The following is a 22163-nucleotide window of genomic DNA, read 5'->3' as shown; positions in this document are numbered from 1 at the left end:
TGGTGGAGCGGCTACCGGGCCCCGGAGAGCATTCCCTGCGGGAAGTCGTCCGTAAGGTCCAGGTCACGACCGTAGCGCTGGGAGAATTCCTGCGGAACGGTGTCCGGTACGGCCACGCCTTCGGCAACGGCCACGCGGTCGCTGACTTCGCGGAGCATGTGGGACAACGGAACATCCAGGGCTGTGCAGATAGAAGACAGGAGCTCGGAAGAAGCCTCCTTCTGGCCGCGTTCAACTTCACTCAAGTATCCAAGTGAGACGCGGGCGCTGTGCGAAACCTCGCGGAGGGTACGGCCCTGACGCTGGCGGACATCGCGCAGTACATCACCGATCTCGTGGCGTAGTACAACCATTTTGCGCTCCTTCTGTTCGCTCTGTGCCTGATCAGCCAAGCCCACATCCTTCCAGCGGACAACGCCGTTTACGGATACGGGCTGCTTTACCATCTGTATCGCCTTGCTCCCTCGTTCATCCGGTTCGCTGGCTGGCGGACCGGGTTGGTTTCTACATCCTAGGCGCCCCGGCTCTTCCGAAGCGACACAATGACACAACTATTGGCAATCAGTTTTTGTTCCCGGCTACTTTACGAACGGTAACCAACGTCGGTCAGCGCGGCAAGAAGGCGCGCCAAGGCAGCGTCCCGGGCCTGCTCCCGGATGGACTGCCGGTCACCTGAGAACCCATATTCGAAAGCTTCGGTTCCAGAGTCGGTGGCTATCCCAACAAAGACCGTTCCCACCGCTTTGCCATCGTGGGACTCTGGACCTGCGACGCCGGTAGTGGATATCCCCACGTTGGCAGCGCAGGCTCGACGGGCGCCGTCGGCCATGGCCTTCGCAACGGCACCGTCAACGGAACCGACGACCGCAAGCAACTCCTCCGGGACACCCAGGACGCCTGCTTTGACGGAGTTTTGATACGCGACTACGCCGCCCTGAAGCATTCCTGAAGCGCCCGGCGTGCTGGCCAGTGCAGCGGCCACCATTCCAGCGGTCAGCGACTCAGCAGTGGCCACCGTCACGTTCTTCGCGATCGCGGCGCCGACGACCGCCGTCGCGGTTTCGCCCCCACCGTCACGGGACGTCACGCGCGACGTCCCGCCGCGCGGAGCTTGAGTGCCTGGATGACATATTCGACGCCGGTCCACAGAGTGATGCCAAGGGCCAGCATCATGACCCAGAAGGCGACGTCACCCAGCCAGGGGGCGATCGCCTTCAGCGGAAGGATGTACAGGAAAATTGCAACGGTCTGGACCACGGTCTTCAGTTTCCCGCCACGGGAGGCCGGCATAACGCCGTACCGGATGACAACGAACCGAAGTGCGGTAATCCCCCACTCCCGCACCAGGATGAGGATGGTCACCCACCAGGGCAGCTCCCCGAGGATGGACAACAGCACCAGGGCGGAACCAATGAGCAGCTTGTCCGCTATGGGATCGGCGATTTTGCCGAAGTTCGTGATGAGGCCACGCGCCCGGGCGATGTCGCCGTCGAGCTTGTCCGTGTAGATGGCTACCGCAAAGGCCACCACGGCGGCCCAGCGCCAGAGCCCGTACTCGCCGTTGTCCGCCAGCAGGAACCAGACGAAAAAGGGGACCAGGGCGATGCGGAGCATCGTGAGGATGTTGGGCAGGTTCCAGACATCGGAGCTGCTGGAAGTCGCGTTATCACCCTCGGCTGTAGTCACTCCTCTAGGCTACCGTCTTTGGGGCGTCCGCCTTTTGAGTTACCGCCCCGTGAGCGACCAGGCGTCTTCGCCGCCTTCATCGTCGTCATCGGGGCCGTCAGCGCCGTCGTAGTACTCAACGGCCTGCGTCCGGTTGTCCAGGTCCGCCTGGACCAAATCCTCAGCGTAACCGCCGACGGCGATGTTCGAGTTCGCGTTGTCGCTCAAGGCCGCTGTGTGGGCGTCAGGCGCAGCTGGTGACTCCTGGCCCTTCATCGCTGCCAGAACGGCCGCGAGGTCGTCGGGTTTGACCAGAACGTCGCGGGCCTTGGATCCTTCGGAGGGGCCCACGACGCCACGGGATTCGAGGAGGTCCATGAGGCGTCCGGCCTTCGCGAAGCCCACACGGAGCTTGCGCTGGAGCATCGACGTTGATCCGAACTGCGTGGTGACCACAAGCTCGGTCGCCTGCAGCAGGACCTCAAGGTCGTCTCCGATGTCGTCGTCGATCTGCTTCTTCGGGGCTTCGGCAGCGACGTCGTCCCGGTACACAGCTTGAAGCTGTCCCTTGACGTGTTCCACAACTTTATGGATCTCTGATTCCGTGACCCAGGCACCCTGGACACGCATTGCCTTCGAGGCGCCCATCGGCAGGAACAACGCGTCACCCTGGCCGATGAGCTTCTCTGCGCCCGGCTGGTCCAGCACGACGCGGGAGTCTGTCACGGACGAGGTCGCAAAGGCCATACGGGACGGCACATTCGCCTTGATCAGGCCCGTGACAACATCCACGGACGGGCGCTGGGTTGCCAGGACGAGGTGGATACCGGCGGCACGGGCAAGCTGGGTAATGCGGACGATCGAGTCTTCGACGTCGCGCGGCGCCACCATCATAAGGTCGGCGAGCTCGTCCACGATCACCAGCAGGTACGGGTAGGGCTTGATGATCCGCTTGGAGTCCACTGGCGGCACCACCTTGCCCGCACGGACTGCCTTGTTGAAATCGTCGATGTGCTTGTAACCGTAGTTGGCGAGGTCGTCGTAGCGGGCATCCATCTCACGAACCACCCATTGCAAGGCCTCCGCGGCCTTCTTGGGGTTGGTGATGATGGGCGTGATCAGGTGCGGGACACCCTCGTAGGCCGTGAGTTCCACGCGCTTGGGGTCCACCATGACCATGCGCACCTCGTCCGGGGTGGCGCGCATCAGGATGGAGGTAATCATGGAGTTCACGAAGCTCGACTTACCAGCGCCGGTGGCACCGGCCACGAGCAAGTGGGGCATCTTGGCAAGGTTGGCCACCACGTAGCCGCCCTCGACATCCTTGCCGACTCCCATGACCATGGGGTGGTCCGTCCGGCGGGCATTCTGGCTGCGCAGAACATCGCCCAACGAGACCGTTTCGCGGTCCGTGTTGGGAATCTCGATACCGATGGCGGACTTGCCGGGAATGGGGCTCAGGATACGGACATCACTCGAGGCGACAGCGTAGGAAATGTTCTTGGACAGAGCAGTAACACGCTCCACTTTGGTGCCCGGAGACAGCTCGATCTCATAACGGGTCACCGTAGGACCACGGCTGAAGCCAGTCACTGCGGCATCCACGTTGAACTGGGTGAGAGTGTCCGTCAGGGCGGCGACGACGGCGTCATTCGCCTCCGTGCGCTCCTTCGGAATGGAGCCGGGCGTCAGATAATCAGAGGCCGGAAGGGTGTACGTGACATCCCCGGCGAGTGACAGCTGCTCCGTGCGCTGCGGAATCGGAGCCTGCGGGAGCGGCGCGCCGGCCGGCTTCGCGGGGACCTGGGCGATAGTGGGCGCAGGTGCCATCATTTCCGGAGTGATGACAGGGATAGCCTCGGTGGGGTTGTCGATGCCGGGGGCAGCTCCAAGGCCCTGGGCAGCTCCAAGGCCTTGGGCGGCCTTGATTTTCCCGACGGCGATCTCCGCCTGGGTAGGGCGCCGTACGCCCGGCGGAACCCGCGGCGCGGACGCGCCGGTATCTTCGTCGTCGTCGACTATTGCATGCTCGAAAGCCTCGTCGCCGACGTAGCCTTCCAGGCCGGCGTCGGGTTCCTCGTCCTTGCCGAAGAGGCGCATGCGCTTCTTCTTCTTGGGCTTGGCGGTCCCGTCATTCTCGTAAAGGTAGCTCCGGTCATGGGCGTCCTTGCCGGACTCGTCCAAAAGATCAACGCCCATGAGGTGCTCATACGCGCCCCGGATCCGGGCGGGAATGGCGCCGAACGGGGTGGCAGTGACGATGAGGAAGGAGACAAATGCCAACAGGCTGTAGAGGACCACCGGAACAGCGACGTGGATTGCAGCCAAGGGCGCTGCTGCGAGGAAGCCCAGCATTCCCCCTGCCCGGCGCAAGCCGTCGAAGCCGTCCGCCACTGTGGGCAGGCCACCAATGACGTGGGCCAAGCCGGAACCGGCCAGGGTCATGATCATGAAGCCGATGCCTACCCGGTTGTTTCCCCGGCCATCCTGGGGCTTCCGGAACAAGCGGAAGGCGCAGACAAAAAGCATGAACGGCAGAATCAGGGACATCCAGCCAAACGTTCCGTTGACCACACTGAAGACGATGTCCGGGAGCCAGCCCGTGAGGCCCCACCAGGCGAAGGTGGCGATCGTGATCCCAAGTACCAGGTTGAACAGGGCTGCGCCGTCGCGGCGATCCGCTGGGTCGAGGTCGCTCACGTCGTAACCGATGCGCCGCACCCCGGCACCGACCACGTGGCCTATGCCCTGCCAGAAACCCGAAAGCATGCGCAATGGCAGCGGAGCCTGGGGTTCGACGGCGGCTGCTTGCTTGGCGCGGGCAGTGCTTCCCCGGCCGTTCCTGGCTGCGGCTGCGCTGCTTTTGGATGCAGCTCCGCCCCGGCCTGTGCCGCCGGATTTACTGCTGGAGCTGCCTCGTGGCGTGGAGGTAGTACGGGTCGCCATACGTGCCACGGTACCGCAAGGGGGCCTGAAATCCGCGGATTTCAGGCCCCCTTGGGAATGCATGTTGCTTGCAGGCTACGCCTCCAGGACCACCGGGATGATCATGGGGCGGCGGCGGAGCTTGCGGTTGACCCACGTGCCGATGATCCGACGCACCACCTGCTGCAACTGATGGTTGGTGTGGTCTGCGTGATTCAGCACGGCTTCTTCCAGCGCGGCGTTGATCTTGGGAATGATCTCATCGAAGACAGAGTCGTCCTCCGCCACGCCACGGGCGTGGATTTCCGGTCCGGACACGATCTTGCCGGTGGTGCGGTTGATGACCGTGATGATGGAAATGAAGCCCTCATCGCCCAGGATGCGGCGGTCCTTGAGGTCGGCGTCGGTGATTTCGCCCACGCTTGAACCGTCGACGTACACGAATCCAACCTCCACCTGCCCAACAATGTTGGCCTTGTGGTCCTTGAGGTCGATTACTGTGCCGTTGTCGCTGAGGATGATGCCATCGGACGGCACACCGGATTCCAGCGCGATGTTGCCGTTGGCGATCAGGTGGCGGGTTTCGCCATGCACAGGCATCGCGTTCAGGGGCTCGAGGATGTTGTAGCAGTACAGCAGCTCGCCAGCCGCTGCGTGTCCGGACACGTGAACCTTCGCAGTGCCCTTGTGAATCACGTCTGCGCCCAGTTTGAGGAGGCCGTTGATGATGCGGAATACGGCGTTCTCGTTGCCGGGGATCAAGCTGGAGGCCAGGATGACGGTGTCACCCTGTCCAACTACCACCCGGTGGTCGCCGTTGGCCATCCGCGAAAGGGCAGCCATGGGCTCACCCTGGGAACCAGTGGACATGAGGACCACACGGTCGTCCGGCATGTTGTCGATGTTCTTGATGTCCACCAGGATGCCGTCCGGCACGTCGAGGTACCCCAGCTTGGCCGCGATGGCCATGTTGCGCACCATGGACCGGCCCACGAAGGCAACCTTGCGGCCATGCTTGGCTGCGGCGTCAAGGACTTGCTGGACCCGGTGAACGTGGGAGGAGAAGGAAGCCACGATGATGCGCTTCTTGGCCTGCCCAAACAGCCGGTCCAAGGTGGGACCAATTTCCTTCTCTGCCGTGGTGAAACCTGGAACATCAGCGTTGGTGGAATCGGCCATGAAAAGGTCCACGCCCTCTTCACCCAGTCGCGCGAAGTGGCGGAGGTCCGTGATGCGGCCATCCAGCGGCAACTGGTCCATCTTGAAGTCGCCAGTGTGGAGTACCGTGCCGCCCTCCGTCCGGATGAAGACTGCCAACGCATCCGGGATGGAGTGGTTGACGGCTATGAATTCGCACTCGAACGGGCCAAACTGCTCCACCTGGCCCTCAGTAACGGTCAGGGTGTAAGGCTTGATCCGGTGTTCCTGGAGCTTTGCTTCCACCAAGGCCAGGGTGAGCTGTGATCCGATCAGGGGAATATCGGCTTTGAGACGCAACAGGTAAGGAACGGCACCGATGTGGTCCTCGTGACCGTGTGTCAGCACGACGCCTACTACATCCTGGAGGCGGTCCTCGATGTACGAGAAATCGGGCAGGATCAGGTCGACTCCGGGCTGGGTCTCTTCGGGGAAGAGTACGCCACAGTCAACGACCAGCAATTTGCCGTCGATTTCAAAGACCGCCATGTTGCGGCCGATCTCTCCCAGGCCACCGAGCGGAACAATCCGCAGTGTGCCTTTCGGCAGTTTCGGCGGCGTAACCAGTCCGGGAAGGGCGGTTTGGGTCATATTGTGCTACTTTCCGGCGGTACCGGCCTAGACGTTGAAGTCCATTCCGGCTTCCGCCAAATCCCCGCGGATGATTTCGATCTCGGCCGCGTCCGGCTCCACGAGGGGCAAACGGACAACCGAGTTGGGCAGGACTCCCTGCCACTTGAGAATCTGTTTGGCGGCTACTGCGCCCTGGACCCGCGTCATGGTTCCACGAACCACCGGTTCCAGTTCAAAGTTGATGGTCCTCGCCGTAGCGAGGTCGCTGGCGTTCACGGCGTCGATCAGGTCACGGAAGCGACGCGTGGCCACGTGGGTAGTGACGCCCACCAGGCCGACGGCGCCCAGCGCCATCCACTGAAGGGTCAATCCGTCATCGCCGGAGTAGAAGAGCAGGTCCGTCTCAGCCATGACACGTGTCGCGGCGGCGAAATCTGCCTTGGCATCCTTAACTGCCACGATGTTCTGGTGCTTGGCCAGGCCGATCATGGTTTCGGGAGCAATCGCAATGGAGGAACGGCCCGGGATGTCGTACACCATGACGGGCAGGTCCGTTGAGGAGGCAATCGTCTCGAAGTGCGCGCGGACGCCGGCCTGGCTTGGCTTGTTGTAGTAAGGGGTGACGATCAGGAGGCCGTCGACACCTACCTCTGCTGCGCGCTGGGACAGGTGGACGGAGTGGGCAGTGTCATTGGTGCCCGTTCCGGCAATAATGGCAGCCTTGCCGCCGACGGCTTCTTTGACCGCCCGGAACATGCCAAGGTTCTCATCGTCCGTGAGCGTTGAGGTCTCGCCAGTGGTCCCCGTGACCACGAGTCCGTCGCAACCGTCCTGCACGAGCTTCTCTGCCAGTGCGGCTGCTTGCTCATAGTCAACCTTGCCGTCCTCGGTGAATGGGGTGACCATGGCGGTCAGGAGGGTACCAAGGGCGGGACTGTGGGCGCGCGAGTCAGACATAAGAAAAACGTTACCCTGTCACGGGCTTGTTACAAGAATGGGTTCCGCGTGATGGTCCTCATGCTTCGCCGCCGGACCTGTAGGCGTGGAGGCGGGACCGGTCCAATGCCACCACGGCGACCTCCGTTCCAGTGCCTGCCGCCTGGGCCAGGGCCGCACCGTCCGGACCCCACGCCCCGCTGAGCCCACAAGAGGCACCCAACGGGGTTTGCCCGCCCAGGTTGGCCAACAAACCGAATATCCTGTGGTCCATGGAACGGGCGCCCATATGGAGGCCGAGACGAAGTTCATCACCGCTCGAGTACAGGGCAGACACTGCATACACGTCCGCCTTCGCCTCAGCGGCGGCCCCGGCGTGGGTCGGATAAGCCGCATCGGCGCAAACAGCGAGCGCCACCCGCCATCCGTCAATATCGACAATTCCCGGGCCGCTTCCCCGCACAAACAGCTCACGCTCTGCCCCATGCAAGTGCGTCTTGAAGACGGCTTTGACGGTACCGTCCGGGCCAATGATGAGCGAAGCCAGCCGGGGAGTCTGGTCGGCCTCCCGCCAGGCTGCTCCGATAATGGCAGTGGTTTGCGTGCGGGCACAGACGTCCCGGAGGGGCTGGAGCCTCGTATCACCGTCGCTCAGCCACGGTGATGGCCGACCAGAGGGACCTGTCCCCTCCAACACGCCCAGCTCATAACCCGTCAGTGAGAGTTCGGGAAAGAGAACCAACCGCGCGCCGCGGGCATGGGCTTGCTCCACTAGCGCCACGTGGGCGGCAACGTTTGCCTCCACCGCTTCTCCCCCGACACCCGGCAGCAACGCCTCATATTGAACGACGGCGGCCAGTAATGTTGCCGCTGCCGAGGGCTCTTCGCCTGGACGGGGCTTGGTCTCAACTGGCATGGCTTCAGATGGCGAACTATCCAGGTGCTGGGCCGACAGGTGCATGGGGGCTTGCGGGGGCATCAGGGTCACCCGGCCAGCTTATTCCGCTGCAGCCCGATTTCCATCAGGCAAGGGGATCCCGGGCGTCCGCGCAGGCTGCTCTGAGCAATACGTTGCGACGGCCCGATCCTTGAGTTGCTCTGCCCAGGCCACCAAACGCTGCGAAGCGCGGACATATTCGAACAGCTCCAGCGGCGTCAGTGAATCCACGTCAGCCTCCGATAGCCTGCGGGCCAACTCAGGCCCCGGCGGTTGCTCGGCCAGGACTGTTCCTTCACGGCGCCACTGGGTGTCTTCGGGAGGTTCTCCCGCCACGAGTTGCCTGAACAGGAAGTCGACCACGCCGGGGCTCATCGCTTTCATGGGGCCGGCAAGGCCTTCGGGTGGCTTGGGAACATCGTTCATCCTGCCATGTTATTCGAACATATATTCGAAGACAAGGCCTTGGACGCCGGGCGCGGTCAGTTGTTCGCGTTGGCGACGGCCGCCAACTGTGGACCCAACCTGCTGGCCATGAGTCGGTATCCATCGTTGTTCGGGTGCAATGTGTCGGGCATCAGTGCGGCAGCCTCCTCCGGAGTGAACACTTCCTCGCCATTCACCAGATGGATGCGGATGTCGCCGCGTTCACGGATTGCCCGGACCACGCCTGTAAGTGCCCTCCTGTAGTCGGCGAGCGTCCACCCGGCCGCATTGGGCATGTCCTCCCGTGGAAGGGACAAAACAGGAGAGATAACAGCGATGGGAACGCCGGGGTGTGCCCGTCGGATGTTGCTGAGGAAACCCAGGACCTGGCTGGCGAAAGTCCGTCCCGAAAATGCGGCTACGTTGTAGGTGTTGATGCCCAGGCACAAGGAAATGAAGTCAGCGGGAAGTTGGCCGATGGTGCTCTCAGCTGCTGGGTCCAGTTGGCATTCGCCGCCAAATCCGAGTGACTGCAACTGCCAGCCGTACTGTCTTGCAACCAGCGCTGGCCATGCTTCGGAGGGCCCGTCGGCCTGCCTGCATTGGGTGATGGAACTGCCATAGGCGATCCACCGTTTGCCGGTTTCCGCGGTAACCTTCACGTCCTCGCCTTTCAGCGAAACCTCCAGCACCCTCAGGAAACCGTACTGTGGCAACCACAGTTGAACAGTTGATTGCGGAGGCAGGGCACCCAGATCGAGATCGTGGCTGACGCGGCCCGCGCTGGGCACGCGGTGGCGAAGGACGCCGTTCACCAGGACGTCGAACGGGGACCCATCTTCCGGACCTTCGGCTTCAATCACCAGATGCCCGGACGTCGCCGTCCATGTCGCATGTATTCCGGCGCACATCCTGGCCCGCTCTTCCAAGCCATCCGTGGCCGGGGGCATGAACAGGGCACCGTCAAGGCGCCGGAACTGGTGCCAGCCGTCGGCGTCGTGGACGATCGTGAAGGCTCCAGCCCATTGGGCGTTGACGGATTCCATGCCATAGGACTCTACCGCTGCCCCGGCTCACAGTTGGCTATGAGACCATCGCAGCATGACTTCGCAAGAGACGGCGCCTCCGCGGAAAGCAGGCGGTGGCGGCACGATCTCCTCCCGGCTCACGGGGATAGACGCCGCCCGGGGTGCAGCGTTGCTTGGCATGATGTCCACGCACCTGGTACCAACGTTCGGGCCCTCCCCGCTGTGGGAGCCGACGATCGTGGGATTGGTGTTTTCGGGGCGGTCTGCAGCACTGTTTGCCGTCCTTGCCGGCATCGGCCTGGCACTGAGTACCGGTAAGCAGGAGCCACGGAAAGGCAGCGAACTGTGGGCCGCCAGGGGTGGCGTCGCCATGCGCGCCCTGGTGATTGCCGTCGTCGGCCTCACCTTGGGAGGCCTGGACGTCAACATCGCCGTCATCCTGGTGCACTACGCCATACTTTTCCTGTGTATTCTTCCGTTCCTTGGCCTGCGGCTAAGGGCACTGTGTTTCTGGGCGCTGGGGTGGATCCTCGTCTCCCCTGTGCTGGCGTACCTGGTCCGACCCCTTATGTTGGACGCCACCCCTCCGCTGCAGCTGGGCCACAACCCGAACAGCGAGGACCTGGGGACGCCCGGGCGCCTTCTCGCCGACCTGTTCTTCACGGGCTACTACCCGGTGTTCCAGTGGATCTCGTATCTCCTGATCGGACTGGTGATCGGCCGTTTGGCGCTGACAACCGCGAAGGTCCAGTTGCGGTTGTTGACCACCGGAATCGTCGTGGCCACCGCCGCGAAGCTCGTCGGATTCCTTGCCATGGAGGCTTGGGGCGGCCGGGCCGCGCTGGAGGCGCTCCCCGGAACCAGGGGCTACCCGCTGGAGAGCATGCTTCAGGTCAACCTGACCGGGCTGGAGCAGACAGGCTCCTGGTGGTGGTTGGCCACCGCGTCCCCGCATGCAGGGACCACCCTGGACCTGCTGCACAGCGGTGGCGCGGCGGCCGCTGTGGTGGGTTTCTTCCTGCTGCTCGGCACCGTGGCCGAACGCATCAAGTTCAACGTCCTCTTGGTGCTCAGCGGGCCGGGTGCCATGACGCTGAGCCTCTATTCAGCCCACGTGTGGGTAGTGTCCGGATTCACCAACCAGCCGCTGCCTGCAGGGTGGACCGACGAAGGCATGTATTGGACCCAAGCGCTCTGCGCCGTCGCCATTGGCGTGTGCTTTGCCTTGCTCCGGCGCCGCGGGCCTCTGGAATGGGCGGCCCACACGGCGTCGAGGCTGGGCAGCTACCGGCCCGCTGCGGTGGGCTGAGAGCGGAAGAGCTTCACGGCGTCGCGCATTGACGCCCGGGCGCGCTTACGGTCCCCTGAGGCATCGTAGGCGCAGCTCAGCCTGAACCAGGAGCGCCAATCGTCCGGCGCGGCTTCGGCTTCGGCCCGGTACTTCTCAAACTCGGCATCCGCGGCAGCACGGACAATCCGCCCACCCGGCGTACGCGGCAAAGTGTCCTCGGGCAAGCCGCCTTCAGCTTCCAGCACCTTGGCCATCTGCTCCGTGCGGGCGCCAAAGAGGAGCTCACGGATGAGGGCCCACGCACCAACTACGGGCAGGACCAGATAGGCCGCCCCAATGCCCTTGGCCACCAGGTTGGGGTCGCCGAGCAGGAGGAACGAACGCTGCACGGAGACCACCAGGTACAGCACCAACAGCAAGGTGATGGCGCCGACCCAGATTTTGGTGCGGTTCTTCTTCAACGACGTCCAAAAATTTCCCATGGACCTAGAGCCCCAGGTCCAGGTAGCCGTCAAGGCCCACCGTGAGGCCGGGGTGCGCAGCGACCTTGCGCAGTCCAAGCAGGACGCCTGGCATGAAAGAGGCACGGTCAAAGGAATCGTGGCGCAACGTCAACTGCTCGCCGGGCCCGCCAAAGAGGACTTCCTGGTGGGCGACCAAACCGCGAAGCCGGACGCTGTGGACCCGGACACCATCCACGTCACAGCCCCTGGCGCCATCCATCGACGTTTCGGTGGCATCCGGGCTGGCCGGAACCCCGGCTTCCTGCCGCGCCGTGGCGATCAGCTGTGCGGTGCGTACTGCTGTGCCGGAGGGTGCATCCACCTTGTTGGGGTGGTGCAGCTCGATGATTTCAACGGATTCGAAGTACTGGCTGGCCTTGGCTGCGAAAGCAGATGCCAGTACGGACCCAAGGGCGAAGTTCGGGGCGATGAGTACCCCAGTGTCCGGCTTCTGCTCCAACAGGGAACGGAGGGATTCCAGCTTGTCGGCGTTCCAACCAGTGGTTCCCACGACAGCGTGGATCCCGTGCTCGACGGCGAACCGGACGTTGGTCTCGGTGGTGTCCGGGACGGTGAGGTCAACAACATACTGTGCGCCGGCGGTCAGCAGTGTTTCCAAGGAATCGCCGCGGCCCAGGGCGGCTACGAGCTTCATGTCATCGGCTGCTTCCACAGCCTTCACGGCTTCGATTCCCATGCGCCCGTGGGCGCCCAGCACTGCAACAGCAAGTTGTTCGGTCATGCCATTAACCCTACCGCCGGGCCGGAGCCCGGCAGGAACCGTTACTCCTGCCTACTCGCCTGCGCCAACCCACTCGACAGTGCCGTCGGTGAAGAACTGTTCCTTCCAGATGGGAACCTGCGCTTTGACCCGGTCCACCAGCTCGGAGCACACAGCGAACGCCTGCCCGCGGTGGGCTGCTGCTACCGCGCAAACCAGCGCGGGGTCGCCGATCTCCAACATGCCGATCCGGTGGGCGGCCCAAATGCGGACGGGCTGGTCGGCTTCGCCTGAATGCTCTGCGACCAATTGCGCAACGACGTCCGACATGACCTGATGCGCTGTGGGGTGGGCGCTGTAGCTGAGCCGGTCGACGGCCTTGCCGGCGTCGTGGTTCCGCACCACGCCGCTGAAGCTGACCACTGCGCCGGCCGTGTCCGATTCAACCGCAGCGATGGCTTGGTCGACGGAAATGGGCTCGGCGCTGAGGACAGCGCTGACTACTTCGAAGTCTGTTTCAGTGCCCATGGCTACCTTCCAGTTGTTCGCACAGGTGCCCGATGACCGGGTCCAGGACAGCCAATCCATCCATGACGCCCTTGGGAGACCCCGGCAGGTTGATGATGAACGTCTTCCCCGCAGCTCCGGCGTGGCCACGGCTCAGCATGGCCATGGGAGTTTTCGCGGTGCCCGCGCGCCGGATCCCTTCCATGATTCCGGGTATTTCCCGGTCCAGGAGCGGAAGCGTCATCTCCGGGGTCCGGTCATCCGGGCTGAGGCCAGTACCGCCGCTCGTGATGACAACGGCAGGGTTTTGCGTCAGGAGGGCCCTGAGGGCAGCTCCCACAGGCTCGCCGTCCGGCACCACCATGGTGGGAAAAGTCTCGAAGCCGTGCTCACGGAGCCAATCGAGGATGATGGGGCCTGTCTCATCGGCGTAGATTCCGGCCGCCGCCCTGGTGGAGGCGATGACGACGCCGGCCTTCCGCGGCCCGTGTGCGTTCGGCTCGCAAGCGCTCATGCGCCGGACTCCCCGTGGGTTGCTTCCCCGGTCAGCGCCCAGTCGCCACTTTTGCCGCCGCTCTTGGCGAGCACGCGGATGTCGGTCAGCACGGCATGCTTGTCCACGGCCTTGATCATGTCGTAAACGCTCAGGGCCGCGACCGATGCTGCAGTCAACGCTTCCATTTCGACGCCGGTCACGCCCCTGGTCTTGACGGTGGCCAGGATTTCCACCGAGTCGGCGCCCAGGTCGAAATCCACTGTGACCTTGGAGATCGGCAAAGGATGGCACAACGGGATCAGCTCGGGAGTCTTCTTTGCCGCCATGATCCCTGCCACGCGTGCCACGGCGAGCGCATCACCCTTAGGCAGCTCACCGGCGCCCAACAGGACCAGCACTTCGGAGGTGGTGCGGACGGTTGCCGTGGCGGTGGCTTCACGCGTGGTGACGGCCTTCGCGGAGACGTCCACCATCTGCGCGGTGCCGTCTTGCCTGAGGTGCGTCAGGCCGCCGGCGTGTTCTGTGGTCGCGGGAGTTTCATTCACAGCATCCATACTTCCACTTCGGCTCCTGCGGCGAGTTCCGTGACGCCGATGGGGATCTGGACCAGGGCATTGGCGCGGGCCAAGGCGTGGACCAGGTGGGACCCAGCGCCCCCTTCCATGCGGAGGACACCGTCCCCTCCCACGGTGCCGCGACGCACCTGGTGCTTGCCGTCCGGCGAGGTCAGCGGTTCGGCCAGGACTGCCTTGCGAACCAGTCGCGGCGCAGGGTGTCCCACGACCTGTGACAGCGCGGGTCGGAGGAACATTTCGAAGGAGACAAGGCAGCTGACGGGATTTCCGGGAAAACCAAGGAATGGAACGTCGTTAAACGTCCCCAGACCCTGCGGCCCGCCTGGCTGCATGGCCACAGGCAGGAAGTCCACGGCGTGTCCGGACATGGCCTGGCGGACTACTTCGTAGGCACCTTTGCTCACTCCCCCGGTGGTCACGATGAGGTCAACGGGGCTGTCCGTCTTCCGGGTGTAGCGATGAAGGACAGTCAACAGGCTTGCAGGATCGTCGTCGGAAATTCCGGCACGAACCACGTCCAGGCCCGCCTGCCGCATGGAGGCTTCCAGCAGGGTTCCGTTGGAATCATAGATTTTGCCGGCGGTGAGTTCCTCCCCCGGCTCCACCACTTCATCTCCAGTGGTGACCAGGAGGACGCGCAACGACTCACGAACCTCAACGGTCGCCAGGCCCAGAGCGGCCAACAAGCCAAGTTGCGCCGGCCCCAGCAGGCTGCCGGCGGCCAGGGCCAACGCCCCCTTCTCGATGTCACTGCCAGCGTTTCGGACATAGGTACCGGGAGCGACGGCAGGGACGTCTACAACGGCATCCTTGGCTGTTGCCTCAGGAAATGAGTTCGGCGTCGCCTTTTCGATAGGCACGACGGCGTCAGCTCCGTCAGGGATCATGGCTCCGGTCATGATGGGGGCGGCAAAGCCGGCCTTCAGAGGTGCCGGCGCGGCACCTGCCGGAACGGGCGCAGCCACCCAAAGCTCCGCACCGTCGTCGGGAATGTCCGCGGACCGGACGGCAAAGCCGTCCATCTGGGAATTAGCGAACGGCGGCAGCGAAAGTGGCGCGTAGACATCGACGGCGAGCGCCTTTCCGAGCGCTTCCAGCAACGGCAGGCGACGGTGACCGTTGTTGTTGGTCGCGCCGGTCAGCAGTTCCGCCACTGCTTGACGGTGGTCTGCAACTGATCTGGGCACGGTCATCCTCCTGTGTGGATACGCTGGCTTCCGGGAAATCTCCGGACGTACCCAGACTAGGGCCTCAGCCCACCTTCACGCTGATGGTGTGATAGCCCGTGGCACCGTCGGGAGCCACCGCGGCCTTGTCTTCGGTCTGCGGCTGGCCCGTGGAGTCGGTAGCCCGCACTTGGATCTCGTAATCGCCTGGCGTGAGGTCGATGCCAAGCTGCCACTGGTACCAAGTATCCGTGGAAATAGCGCTGGCGAGGGTGGCCTGCTGCCATGGTCCGCGGTTGACGCGGAGCTCTACGCGGTTGATGCCCCGGTGCTGAGCCCACGCCACACCGCCGAATTGCACTTGGCCGGCCTGGACTGTCCTGCCGCTGCGGGGTACATCGATGCGGGACTGCGTCTTGATCGGGCCGTGATCGCTCCAGCCGCGGGGCGTCCAATAGGCGGTGTCGTCTGCGAAACGTGTGACTTTGAGTTCCGTGAGCCATTTGGTGGCCGAGACAAAGCCATAAAGTCCCGGCACAATCATGCGCACGGGGAAGCCGTGTTCGAGCGGGAGGGGCTCACCGTTCATTCCCACGGCCAACAGTGCGTCGCGCTCGTCGGTGAGGGCCTCCAAGGGCGTGCTTGCCGTCCAACCGTCGTTGCTGGTGGAGAGCACCATGTCGGCGCCGGCTTTGGGACCGGCCATGGCCAGAAGTTCGCGGACGGGCCACCCCAGCCAGAGGGCATTGCCGATAAGGTCGCCACCGACGTTATTGGACACGCAGGCAATGGTGATGTGACGCTCGGTCATGGGTTTGGCAAGCAGCGTGGCGAAATCCAGTTCGATCTCCCGCTCCACCATTCCAGTGACCTTCAGCTTCCAGGCAGGCGGATCGATGGCAGGCACCGTCAGGGCCGTGTCGATCCTGTAGAAATCGGCATTCGGGGTCACCAAAGGGCTGATGCCATCCACAGGGAGGGTTGCGCCTGCGGGGATGGCCTGTGGTGCTGTGGCGGGCTCGGGGAGTGTCATGGAGCCCCGGAAACCTGAAGCCACCGCCGTCGCCCTGGTCAGGACGGCGGTAACTGTCCCCGCCACGACCGCGGCGATGGATGTTCCGGCGAGCGCGTTCATGAAGCTCCGTCTGGCCAAGGGCGCAGGATCGTGGCCCTGACCGGCCGGCGTTGTGGTGGACGGAGCCCACGTCGTCAGTCGGCGTATGAGCGTTCGCAACAGCAGCATCGTGACAACCGCCGCGACGATCGGGGCCAGCGCCGCCTGCGGGCTTGCCTGTGCACGCGTCACGACGGCGGTCAGGCCAGCCGCTCCGGCCAACCCGGCCAGTACCAGGCCCCAGCCAGCGCGGCGACGCTCCAGGACTCCCGCGAGCGCTGCCAGCAACCCTGCGACGATCCCGATGGAAGCAATCAACACGACCTTGTCCGCCGTACCGAACAGCTGCACAGCCAGGTCCTTCACAGCCGGAGGCACTGCATCGATCACGGCTCCGCCCAGGGCCGTGACCGGGGAAACCAGGGGGCTCAGGAAGCCGGCGGTCAGTTCACCTGCGGCGATCCCCGCACCTCCCGAAGCCATGCCGGCCGCAGCTGCCCACAAGCGGGGGTGGAGGTGGCCTCGTGGTGTCGGCGGCGCGGCAGGTTCGGCTGCGACCACGCGCGGGTCCGGATTGTCAACGCTGTTGGGCGTGCTCATGATGCGCCTCCTGGGCGTTCGTCATGTGAGGTCCCGGATGTGGCCGGGACGGAAGATGGCGGGTGGGTCTCCGCCGAAAGGGGCACAGCCGGGTGGGACACGGCCGGACGTGATCCTGCCGGAAGTGACAGGGTAAAGCGGCAGCCGCCGTCGACGTTGTCCACGGTGACTGATCCGCCGTGTGCCTTGACGATCCCCGCGACCATGCTCAGTCCGATGCCGGCGCCGTTGTAGCTGCCCTGCAGTCCTTCGGCGGTACCGCGGGCGGGGTCTTTCTGCCAGCCTGTTTCAAACAAATGCGGGAGGTCCTCATCCGGAATGCCACCGCACTGGTCCTGCACGGCAATCACTGCGTTGCCGCCCCGTACGTTGCCGTCCCGTCCTACGCTGACGTGGACATCGGTGTCGGGCCGGCTGTAGATGACGGCGTTCAACAGGATGTTCCGCACGGCCCTGGCCAGGCTGGGTCCGTCAGCGACGGCCATGCATTCACGGTCTCCGCCGCCGTCGAGCCTGATGCCGCGTTTGGCGGCCAGCGGCGCCAGGTCAGACAAAGCATCACTGACGAGGTCATAGAGGTCCAGGGGTTCGGCGCGCATGCGGAGGCTGCCGGCCTGGATCTTGGATAGTTCCAGGAGGTCATTGACCATGGCGGTCATCTGCTCGGTCTGCCCGATAATTTTCCGGTAGTAGCCCGGGACATCCGATGCCATGCCGTCCTCAAGTGCTTCTGTCATGGCGCGCATGCTGGCCAGGGGCGTTCGGAGGTCATGCGAAATCCACGAGACAAGCTCCCGCCGGGCAGTTTCGATAGCGGCTTCCCGCTCCCGGGACTCTGCAAGGCTGCGGCTGCTGGCCTCAAGTTCCTGTGCCAGTTCGGCAAGTTCGGACGACATGGCCGGAGCCGTCCCCCGCCCCTCTCCGGCGGTGCTGGCCAAGGTTTCACCGCGACCGAGTCGCCGGGCAGCGTCCACCAGTTGGGCCGCGTCGCGGGAAACACCGGCACCGAGCATGAGTGACAACGCAACGGCTACAGCGGAGGCCATCGCCAGGATGTACCACATGACCTCAAGGTCCCTCGCTGAGATAAACATTGCGTTGAAGGCACTGACCATGCCCGCCACGAGCACCGCAACAGTTGCCACCACCACCAGGCAGATCCGGGCGAGCACCGAGGCGCGGCGAAGCAATCGCAGGAGCATCAAGGTGGTGGCGCCGATGAGCACCGCCCAGAACAGAACCCAGGCGAGGATGGTCCACAGTTCACTGCCCTCCACGGGCACGCTCCTTCGAATCCGGCTGCTCTTCGTGGGCGCCGGCGGAGGAATCGAACCGGTAACCGACGCCCCAGACCGTCTTGAGCAGCTCCGGCTTGGTGGGATTGGATTCGATCTTCTCCCGGAGGCGACGCACGTGGACTGTAACGGTGGACAGATCCCCGAAGTCCCAGCCCCATACGGCCTTGATGAGTTCTTCCCGGCTGAAGACCTGGTTGGGCCGGCGCATCAGGAACGCCAGGAGATCGAATTCGCGAACCGTCAGCGCCAGGGGAACTCCGCCATGTGTGACCGTGCGGGAGGCGGGATCGAGTGCGAGTCCTGCGGCTTCCACCGGTGGTTCGGGCGTGAACTCCCTGATGCTCCGCCGCAGCACCGACTTCACCCGGAGAACGAGTTCCCTGGGCGAGAAGGGCTTGGTGACATAGTCGTCGGCTCCCATCTCCAAACCGAGGATCCGGTCGTCTTCGGTGCCCAACGCCGTCACCATGATCACCGGTACGCTCATGGTTTGGCGGAGCCGGCGACACACCTCAACGCCGTCCAGTCCGGGCAGCATGCGGTCCAGGATCACCAGGTCGGGTTGACGCGATGCAGCGACCTTGAGTGCGGTGAAGCCGTCCCCTGCCATATCAACCTGGAACCCTGCCTGAAGCAGGTAGTCGCGCACGACGGCAGCGATGGTCTCCTCGTCTTCGACCAGGAGGATCCGGCGGTTTCCTGGTTCCGCTGGTGGTGTCGTTGATGTGCTCACGCTTTCAGCATAGGTTTGCCAACGGTGACCGGCACGCGATCCGGGCGTCCGGGACGCAAGTGTATGGAATCCGTAAGAACTGTGTGACTGTTACCGGTGTCACTTATCCTGCCAGGGTGGCGTAGCCTGAATTTATGAGTGTTCAGCTGGGCATGCCGGTGCCCCCTTCGGGCGTTGCCGCAGGAAACAAGGAAACTGGCGTCGCGGTCCCGCCGCCGCGTCCCACAGGCACGCCTGCAGGTTTGTGGGACCGCTATGGCAGGCGGGCTACGGATATGCGCCTGTCCCTGACGGACAAATGCAATCTGCGCTGTACCTATTGCATGCCGGCCGAGGGACTGGAATGGCTCTCGAAAACCGCCGTGATGACCAAGGACGAAATCATTCGTATCGTCCGGATCGGCGTCAACGCCCTGGGTGTGCGGGAACTCCGTCTCACAGGCGGCGAGCCCTTGGTCCGTGCTGACCTGGTGGACATTATTTCCGGTCTTCGGAGCGACCACCCGGAACTCCCCATCTCCATGACCACCAATGGTGTGGGTCTGGATAAGAAGGCAGCGGCGCTGAAGGCAGCGGGCCTCACCCGGATCAACGTCTCGCTCGACTCCCTGCACGAGGAGACCTTCACCAAACTCACCCGCCGTCCCTTCCTGGATCGTGTCCTGGCCGGCGTCGATGCCGCTTGGGCAGCCGGCCTGGGTCCGGTCAAACTAAATGCCGTGCTGATGCGCGGGATCAACGACGCCGAATCACCGGACCTGCTGGCATGGGCCTTGGGTCGCGGCTACGAGCTTCGCTTCATCGAACAGATGCCTTTGGACGCCGATCATGGGTGGACCCGGCGCAACATGATCACGGCAGCGGAGATCCGCGATCTGCTGTCCCGCGACTTCGTGTTGGGCCAGGACCCCCGCGAACGGGACGGCGCCCCGGCAGAACGCTTCGAAGTACGACGCCGGGACTCCGCTTCCGGTGAAGCCGAGGGCCCGGTCCTCGGTACAGTTGGCATCATCGCCTCGGTCACCGAGCCGTTCTGTTCGGACTGCCGCCGGACTCGCATCACTGCCGAGGGCAAGATCATGAGCTGCCTCTTCTCCCGCGAAGAGTTCGACCTCCTGGGCCTGCTTCGTGAAGGTGCCACGGACGATGAGCTTGCGGAGCGGTGGCAGGATGCCATGTGGGTCAAGCCCAAGGCCCACGGCATGGACCACACTGGTCTCGGCGCAGCGGACTTCGTCCAGCCGGACCGCAGCATGAGCGCAATCGGAGGCTGAACCCTTGCTTGTCCGTTACTTCGCTGCCGCGCGCGCGGCCGCCGGGGTGGAAGAAGAACATCATGTCCTCCCGGAAGGATCCAGCCTGGAGGCGCTGCTGGAAGCTGCCCTCGCCGTCGAGCGTCCGCTGCCTCCGGAAGGAACACCACCGCTGGACCGCATCGTGGCGCGCAGCAGCTTCCTCCGCAATGAGGTGGCCGTGCGGGACCGTTCGGCTCCGCTCGGTGCGCAGGACATCATCGATGTCCTGCCGCCTTTCGCCGGCGGCTGAGGCTCAGGCCTTCCTGAACACGCTCTTCAACAAGGGGCTGAAGTCTGCTGTCCCTTCGAGCCGGAGGTCGGCTGTGTGCACCAGGACGCCATCTTCGACGCGGAAGGTGTGCCTGGCAACACCGTCGGCTGTTCGCCGATCCAGGGTCAACGTACCTGCGTTCCACGTTCCCCGAACGGGGCTGGCAGGCGGCCGGCCCATGCTGTCCACGTAGTACCACAGGGTGTCTCCGTGGTCCCGGTCCACCGTGAACATGCCGTGCCCCTCAAAATGCGCGCCGTCAGCTTCGCGGTGCCTGTAGCTCTGGACCACGGCGTACCCTCCGGCGGCCCTGGTGAATACCACCTCGGCGTCGGCTGTCCGGGCAATCCCCCACGGCGAGGCCGCTATCTCCGTGATACCCCGCCAGTGACCGATGAAGCCGTGCAGCATCTCCGCAGCTTGGCCGCTTGAGGGCAGATCCATCACGTCTCCAAAGTAGTCAGGGCAGCATCATCACCGTGTGATCATGCTGCCCTGCTGACAGTGCGGGAGTCCAGAGACTTAGAGCCCGAACGTCTCGGTTTCCTCGAACGGACCGACGACGGTGATGGTGCGGGGCGCCGCTGCGAGCTCTCGGGCCAGGTCCTGCACTTCCTGCACCGTGACGGCCTGGATCCGGGCAAGGGTCTCGTCGATGTCCTGGAATTCTCCGGACACGAGCTCGGCCCGGCCCAGCCGTGACATCCGTGAACCCGTGTCCTCGAGCGCCAGGACAATTCCACCGCTGAGCTGTCCCACTGCCTTGCGGAGTTCTTCCTCGGTAATGCCATCCTTGGCCAGCTTCTCCAGCTCAACGCCCAGGAGCTCCAGCACCTGGCGGACCTTGGAAGGGGTGCAACCGGCGTACATGCCGAAGTATCCGGCATCAGCGTAGGCGGCCGTGAAGGAGTACGTGGAGTACACCAGGCCACGCTTCTCGCGGATCTCCTGGAACAGCCTGGAGGACATGCCTCCGCCCAGGACAGCGTTGAGCACGCTCATGACGAAACGGCGGTCATCCGTCGCAACGATCGTGGGGCAACCCATAATGATGTTGGCCTGCTCCACGGGCCGCTTGACCACATGCAGGCCCGATGTCCCCGTGATGACAGCCCGTTCAGTCCCACGGCGTTTAACGGGGGCCGCATCAGCATCCAGCTGCCAGCCCGCAGCCGTCAGGGCATCGAGCACAAGGTCACAGACGACGTCGTGATCCAGGCCGCCGGCGGCGGTGATGACCAGTTCCTCAGGGCGGTAGTAGCGCTGGTAGTGCGCCCAGACCGAGTCCCGTGCCACAGCTTTGATGGCGTCAGGCGTTCCACCGATGGGGCGGGCCAGCGGATGCCTGCCGAGCACAGCTTCCACAAATTTCTCGTGCGCAACGTCGGTGGGATCATCGCTGTCCATCGCGATTTCCTCAAGGATGACGTCGCGTTCCTGCTCCAGTTCAGCAGGATCGAGGACCGCGCCCGTGATCATGTCGGCAATAACGTCGATGGCCATGGGCAAGTCCGTGTCCAGGACCCTGGCGAAGTAGCAGGTGCTTTCCTTCGCAGTGGCAGCATTCGATTCTCCGCCAACCTCGTCGAAAGCCGATGCGATCTCCAAGGCGGTGCGCCTCTTGGTGCCTTTGAACAACAAGTGCTCAAGGAAGTGCGTGGAACCGTGCTGGCCGTCCGCCTCGTCGCGCGAACCCACTGCCACCCAAAAACCGATGGTGGCCGAACGCTGACCGGGCATTGCCTCGGTCAGGACGCGCACGCCGCCGGGCAGGACTGAGCGCCGGACGACGGAACCGCCCTCGGCACCATGGATCAATTCGCCGCCCGGAAGGGTCTGCTCCAACGGCAAGGGTACGACAGTCATCAAGGCCTTTCAGGTTTTCGGGTTAAGGCCGGAAGGGCCG

23 protein-coding genes are annotated in these 22163 nt (G+C 64.1%); 3 read left to right on the top strand and 20 right to left on the bottom strand.

Annotation, left to right across the window (positions count from 1 at the left end; genetic code table 11):
* Positions 1-11: 11 nt before the first annotated feature.
* The 9 genes from J3D46_RS12875 to J3D46_RS12835 all read right to left on the bottom strand — a co-directional run bounded on the left by J3D46_RS12875 (position 12) and on the right by J3D46_RS12835 (position 9705).
* Positions 12-446 carry a helix-turn-helix domain-containing protein gene (locus J3D46_RS12875; protein WP_014921288.1) on the bottom strand — a complete coding sequence of 145 codons (435 nt, stop codon included), beginning with the start codon at positions 444-446 and terminating at the stop codon, positions 12-14.
* Positions 447-583: 137 nt separating this feature from the next.
* Positions 584-1087: a CinA family protein gene (locus J3D46_RS12870; protein ID WP_231339161.1), complete on the bottom strand. Its 504-nt coding sequence runs from the start codon at positions 1085-1087 to the stop codon at positions 584-586.
* Positions 1084-1686: a CDP-diacylglycerol--glycerol-3-phosphate 3-phosphatidyltransferase gene (gene pgsA, locus J3D46_RS12865; protein WP_231339160.1), complete on the bottom strand. Its 603-nt coding sequence runs from the start codon at positions 1684-1686 to the stop codon at positions 1084-1086. The genes J3D46_RS12870 and pgsA overlap by 4 nt, the downstream gene beginning before the upstream one ends.
* A gap of 39 nt (positions 1687-1725) precedes the next feature.
* Positions 1726-4611, bottom strand: a complete 2886-nt coding sequence (locus tag J3D46_RS12860; protein ID WP_231339159.1) for a DNA translocase FtsK — start codon at positions 4609-4611, stop codon at positions 1726-1728.
* A 75-nt stretch (positions 4612-4686) separates the two neighbouring features.
* Positions 4687-6378, bottom strand: coding sequence for a ribonuclease J (locus J3D46_RS12855; protein WP_253467619.1), 1692 nt, complete (start codon positions 6376-6378; stop codon positions 4687-4689).
* 27 nt (positions 6379-6405) lie between these two features.
* Complete coding sequence (dapA, locus tag J3D46_RS12850) at positions 6406-7317, bottom strand: 4-hydroxy-tetrahydrodipicolinate synthase (RefSeq protein ID WP_231339157.1); 912 nt, start codon at positions 7315-7317, stop codon at positions 6406-6408.
* 58 nt (positions 7318-7375) lie between these two features.
* Positions 7376-8275 (bottom strand): carbon-nitrogen hydrolase family protein, encoded by a 900-nt coding sequence (locus tag J3D46_RS12845; RefSeq protein WP_253469221.1) that lies wholly within the window; start codon positions 8273-8275, stop codon positions 7376-7378.
* A gap of 18 nt (positions 8276-8293) precedes the next feature.
* Positions 8294-8659, bottom strand: a complete 366-nt coding sequence (locus tag J3D46_RS12840; protein ID WP_231339156.1) for a hypothetical protein — start codon at positions 8657-8659, stop codon at positions 8294-8296.
* A gap of 56 nt (positions 8660-8715) precedes the next feature.
* On the bottom strand, positions 8716-9705 hold the full coding sequence (locus J3D46_RS12835; protein ID WP_253467616.1) for a GDSL-type esterase/lipase family protein: 990 nt from the start codon (positions 9703-9705) through the stop codon (positions 8716-8718).
* A gap of 55 nt (positions 9706-9760) precedes the next feature.
* Here J3D46_RS12835 and J3D46_RS12830 point away from each other — a divergent pair, with 55 nt between their 5' ends.
* A complete protein-coding gene (locus tag J3D46_RS12830; protein WP_253467613.1) occupies positions 9761-10996 on the top strand; it encodes a heparan-alpha-glucosaminide N-acetyltransferase domain-containing protein in 1236 nt (411 codons plus the stop codon).
* Here the strand turns inward: J3D46_RS12830 and J3D46_RS12825 are convergent.
* The 9 genes from J3D46_RS12825 to J3D46_RS12785 all read right to left on the bottom strand — a co-directional run bounded on the left by J3D46_RS12825 (position 10972) and on the right by J3D46_RS12785 (position 18691).
* The gene (locus tag J3D46_RS12825; protein ID WP_231339153.1) at positions 10972-11460 is read right to left on the bottom strand and encodes a hypothetical protein; all 489 of its coding nucleotides are present in this window, start codon (positions 11458-11460) and stop codon (positions 10972-10974) included. The genes J3D46_RS12830 and J3D46_RS12825 overlap by 25 nt on opposite strands.
* Before the next feature lie 4 nt (positions 11461-11464).
* Positions 11465-12223 carry a 4-hydroxy-tetrahydrodipicolinate reductase gene (dapB, locus tag J3D46_RS12820; protein ID WP_253467610.1) on the bottom strand — a complete coding sequence of 253 codons (759 nt, stop codon included), beginning with the start codon at positions 12221-12223 and terminating at the stop codon, positions 11465-11467.
* A gap of 51 nt (positions 12224-12274) precedes the next feature.
* Positions 12275-12730, bottom strand: a complete 456-nt coding sequence (locus J3D46_RS12815) for a molybdenum cofactor biosynthesis protein MoaE (RefSeq protein WP_159707334.1) — start codon at positions 12728-12730, stop codon at positions 12275-12277.
* Entirely contained in the window at positions 12720-13223 is a 504-nt protein-coding gene (locus J3D46_RS12810; protein ID WP_253467607.1) for a MogA/MoaB family molybdenum cofactor biosynthesis protein, read from the bottom strand. The genes J3D46_RS12815 and J3D46_RS12810 overlap by 11 nt, the downstream gene beginning before the upstream one ends.
* Entirely contained in the window at positions 13220-13759 is a 540-nt protein-coding gene (gene moaC / locus J3D46_RS12805) for a cyclic pyranopterin monophosphate synthase MoaC (RefSeq protein ID WP_253467604.1), read from the bottom strand. The genes J3D46_RS12810 and moaC overlap by 4 nt, the downstream gene beginning before the upstream one ends.
* The gene (gene glp / locus J3D46_RS12800) at positions 13747-14973 is read right to left on the bottom strand and encodes a gephyrin-like molybdotransferase Glp (RefSeq protein WP_253467601.1); all 1227 of its coding nucleotides are present in this window, start codon (positions 14971-14973) and stop codon (positions 13747-13749) included. The genes moaC and glp overlap by 13 nt, the downstream gene beginning before the upstream one ends.
* Before the next feature lie 58 nt (positions 14974-15031).
* Complete coding sequence (locus J3D46_RS12795; protein ID WP_253469219.1) at positions 15032-16543, bottom strand: molybdopterin-dependent oxidoreductase; 1512 nt, start codon at positions 16541-16543, stop codon at positions 15032-15034.
* A 113-nt stretch (positions 16544-16656) separates the two neighbouring features.
* On the bottom strand, positions 16657-17937 hold the full coding sequence (locus J3D46_RS12790; protein ID WP_231339148.1) for a cell wall metabolism sensor histidine kinase WalK: 1281 nt from the start codon (positions 17935-17937) through the stop codon (positions 16657-16659).
* A complete protein-coding gene (locus J3D46_RS12785) occupies positions 17924-18691 on the bottom strand; it encodes a response regulator transcription factor (RefSeq protein ID WP_231339147.1) in 768 nt (255 codons plus the stop codon). The genes J3D46_RS12790 and J3D46_RS12785 overlap by 14 nt, the downstream gene beginning before the upstream one ends.
* A 134-nt stretch (positions 18692-18825) precedes the next feature.
* Between J3D46_RS12785 and moaA the strand changes: the two genes are divergently transcribed.
* Both moaA and J3D46_RS12775 read left to right on the top strand, forming a co-directional pair.
* Positions 18826-19965 (top strand): GTP 3',8-cyclase MoaA, encoded by a 1140-nt coding sequence (gene moaA / locus J3D46_RS12780; protein ID WP_231339146.1) that lies wholly within the window; start codon positions 18826-18828, stop codon positions 19963-19965.
* A 4-nt stretch (positions 19966-19969) separates the two neighbouring features.
* A complete protein-coding gene (locus J3D46_RS12775; RefSeq protein WP_231339145.1) occupies positions 19970-20236 on the top strand; it encodes a MoaD/ThiS family protein in 267 nt (88 codons plus the stop codon).
* Between the two features lie 3 nt (positions 20237-20239).
* Here the strand turns inward: J3D46_RS12775 and J3D46_RS12770 are convergent, their stop codons facing one another.
* Together J3D46_RS12770 and J3D46_RS12765 are read right to left on the bottom strand one after the other, a co-directional pair.
* Positions 20240-20701 carry a DUF1579 family protein gene (locus J3D46_RS12770; protein ID WP_253467598.1) on the bottom strand — a complete coding sequence of 154 codons (462 nt, stop codon included), beginning with the start codon at positions 20699-20701 and terminating at the stop codon, positions 20240-20242.
* A gap of 78 nt (positions 20702-20779) precedes the next feature.
* Positions 20780-22123: a pitrilysin family protein gene (locus J3D46_RS12765; RefSeq protein WP_231339143.1), complete on the bottom strand. Its 1344-nt coding sequence runs from the start codon at positions 22121-22123 to the stop codon at positions 20780-20782.
* Positions 22124-22163: the final 40 nt, after the last annotated feature.

The sequence above is a fragment of the Paenarthrobacter sp. A20 genome (assembly GCF_024168825.1).
Lineage (GTDB): Bacteria > Actinomycetota > Actinomycetes > Actinomycetales > Micrococcaceae > Arthrobacter.
Note: the sequence above shows the minus strand (reverse complement) of the source record. Positions and strands in the feature narration are given on the sequence as shown.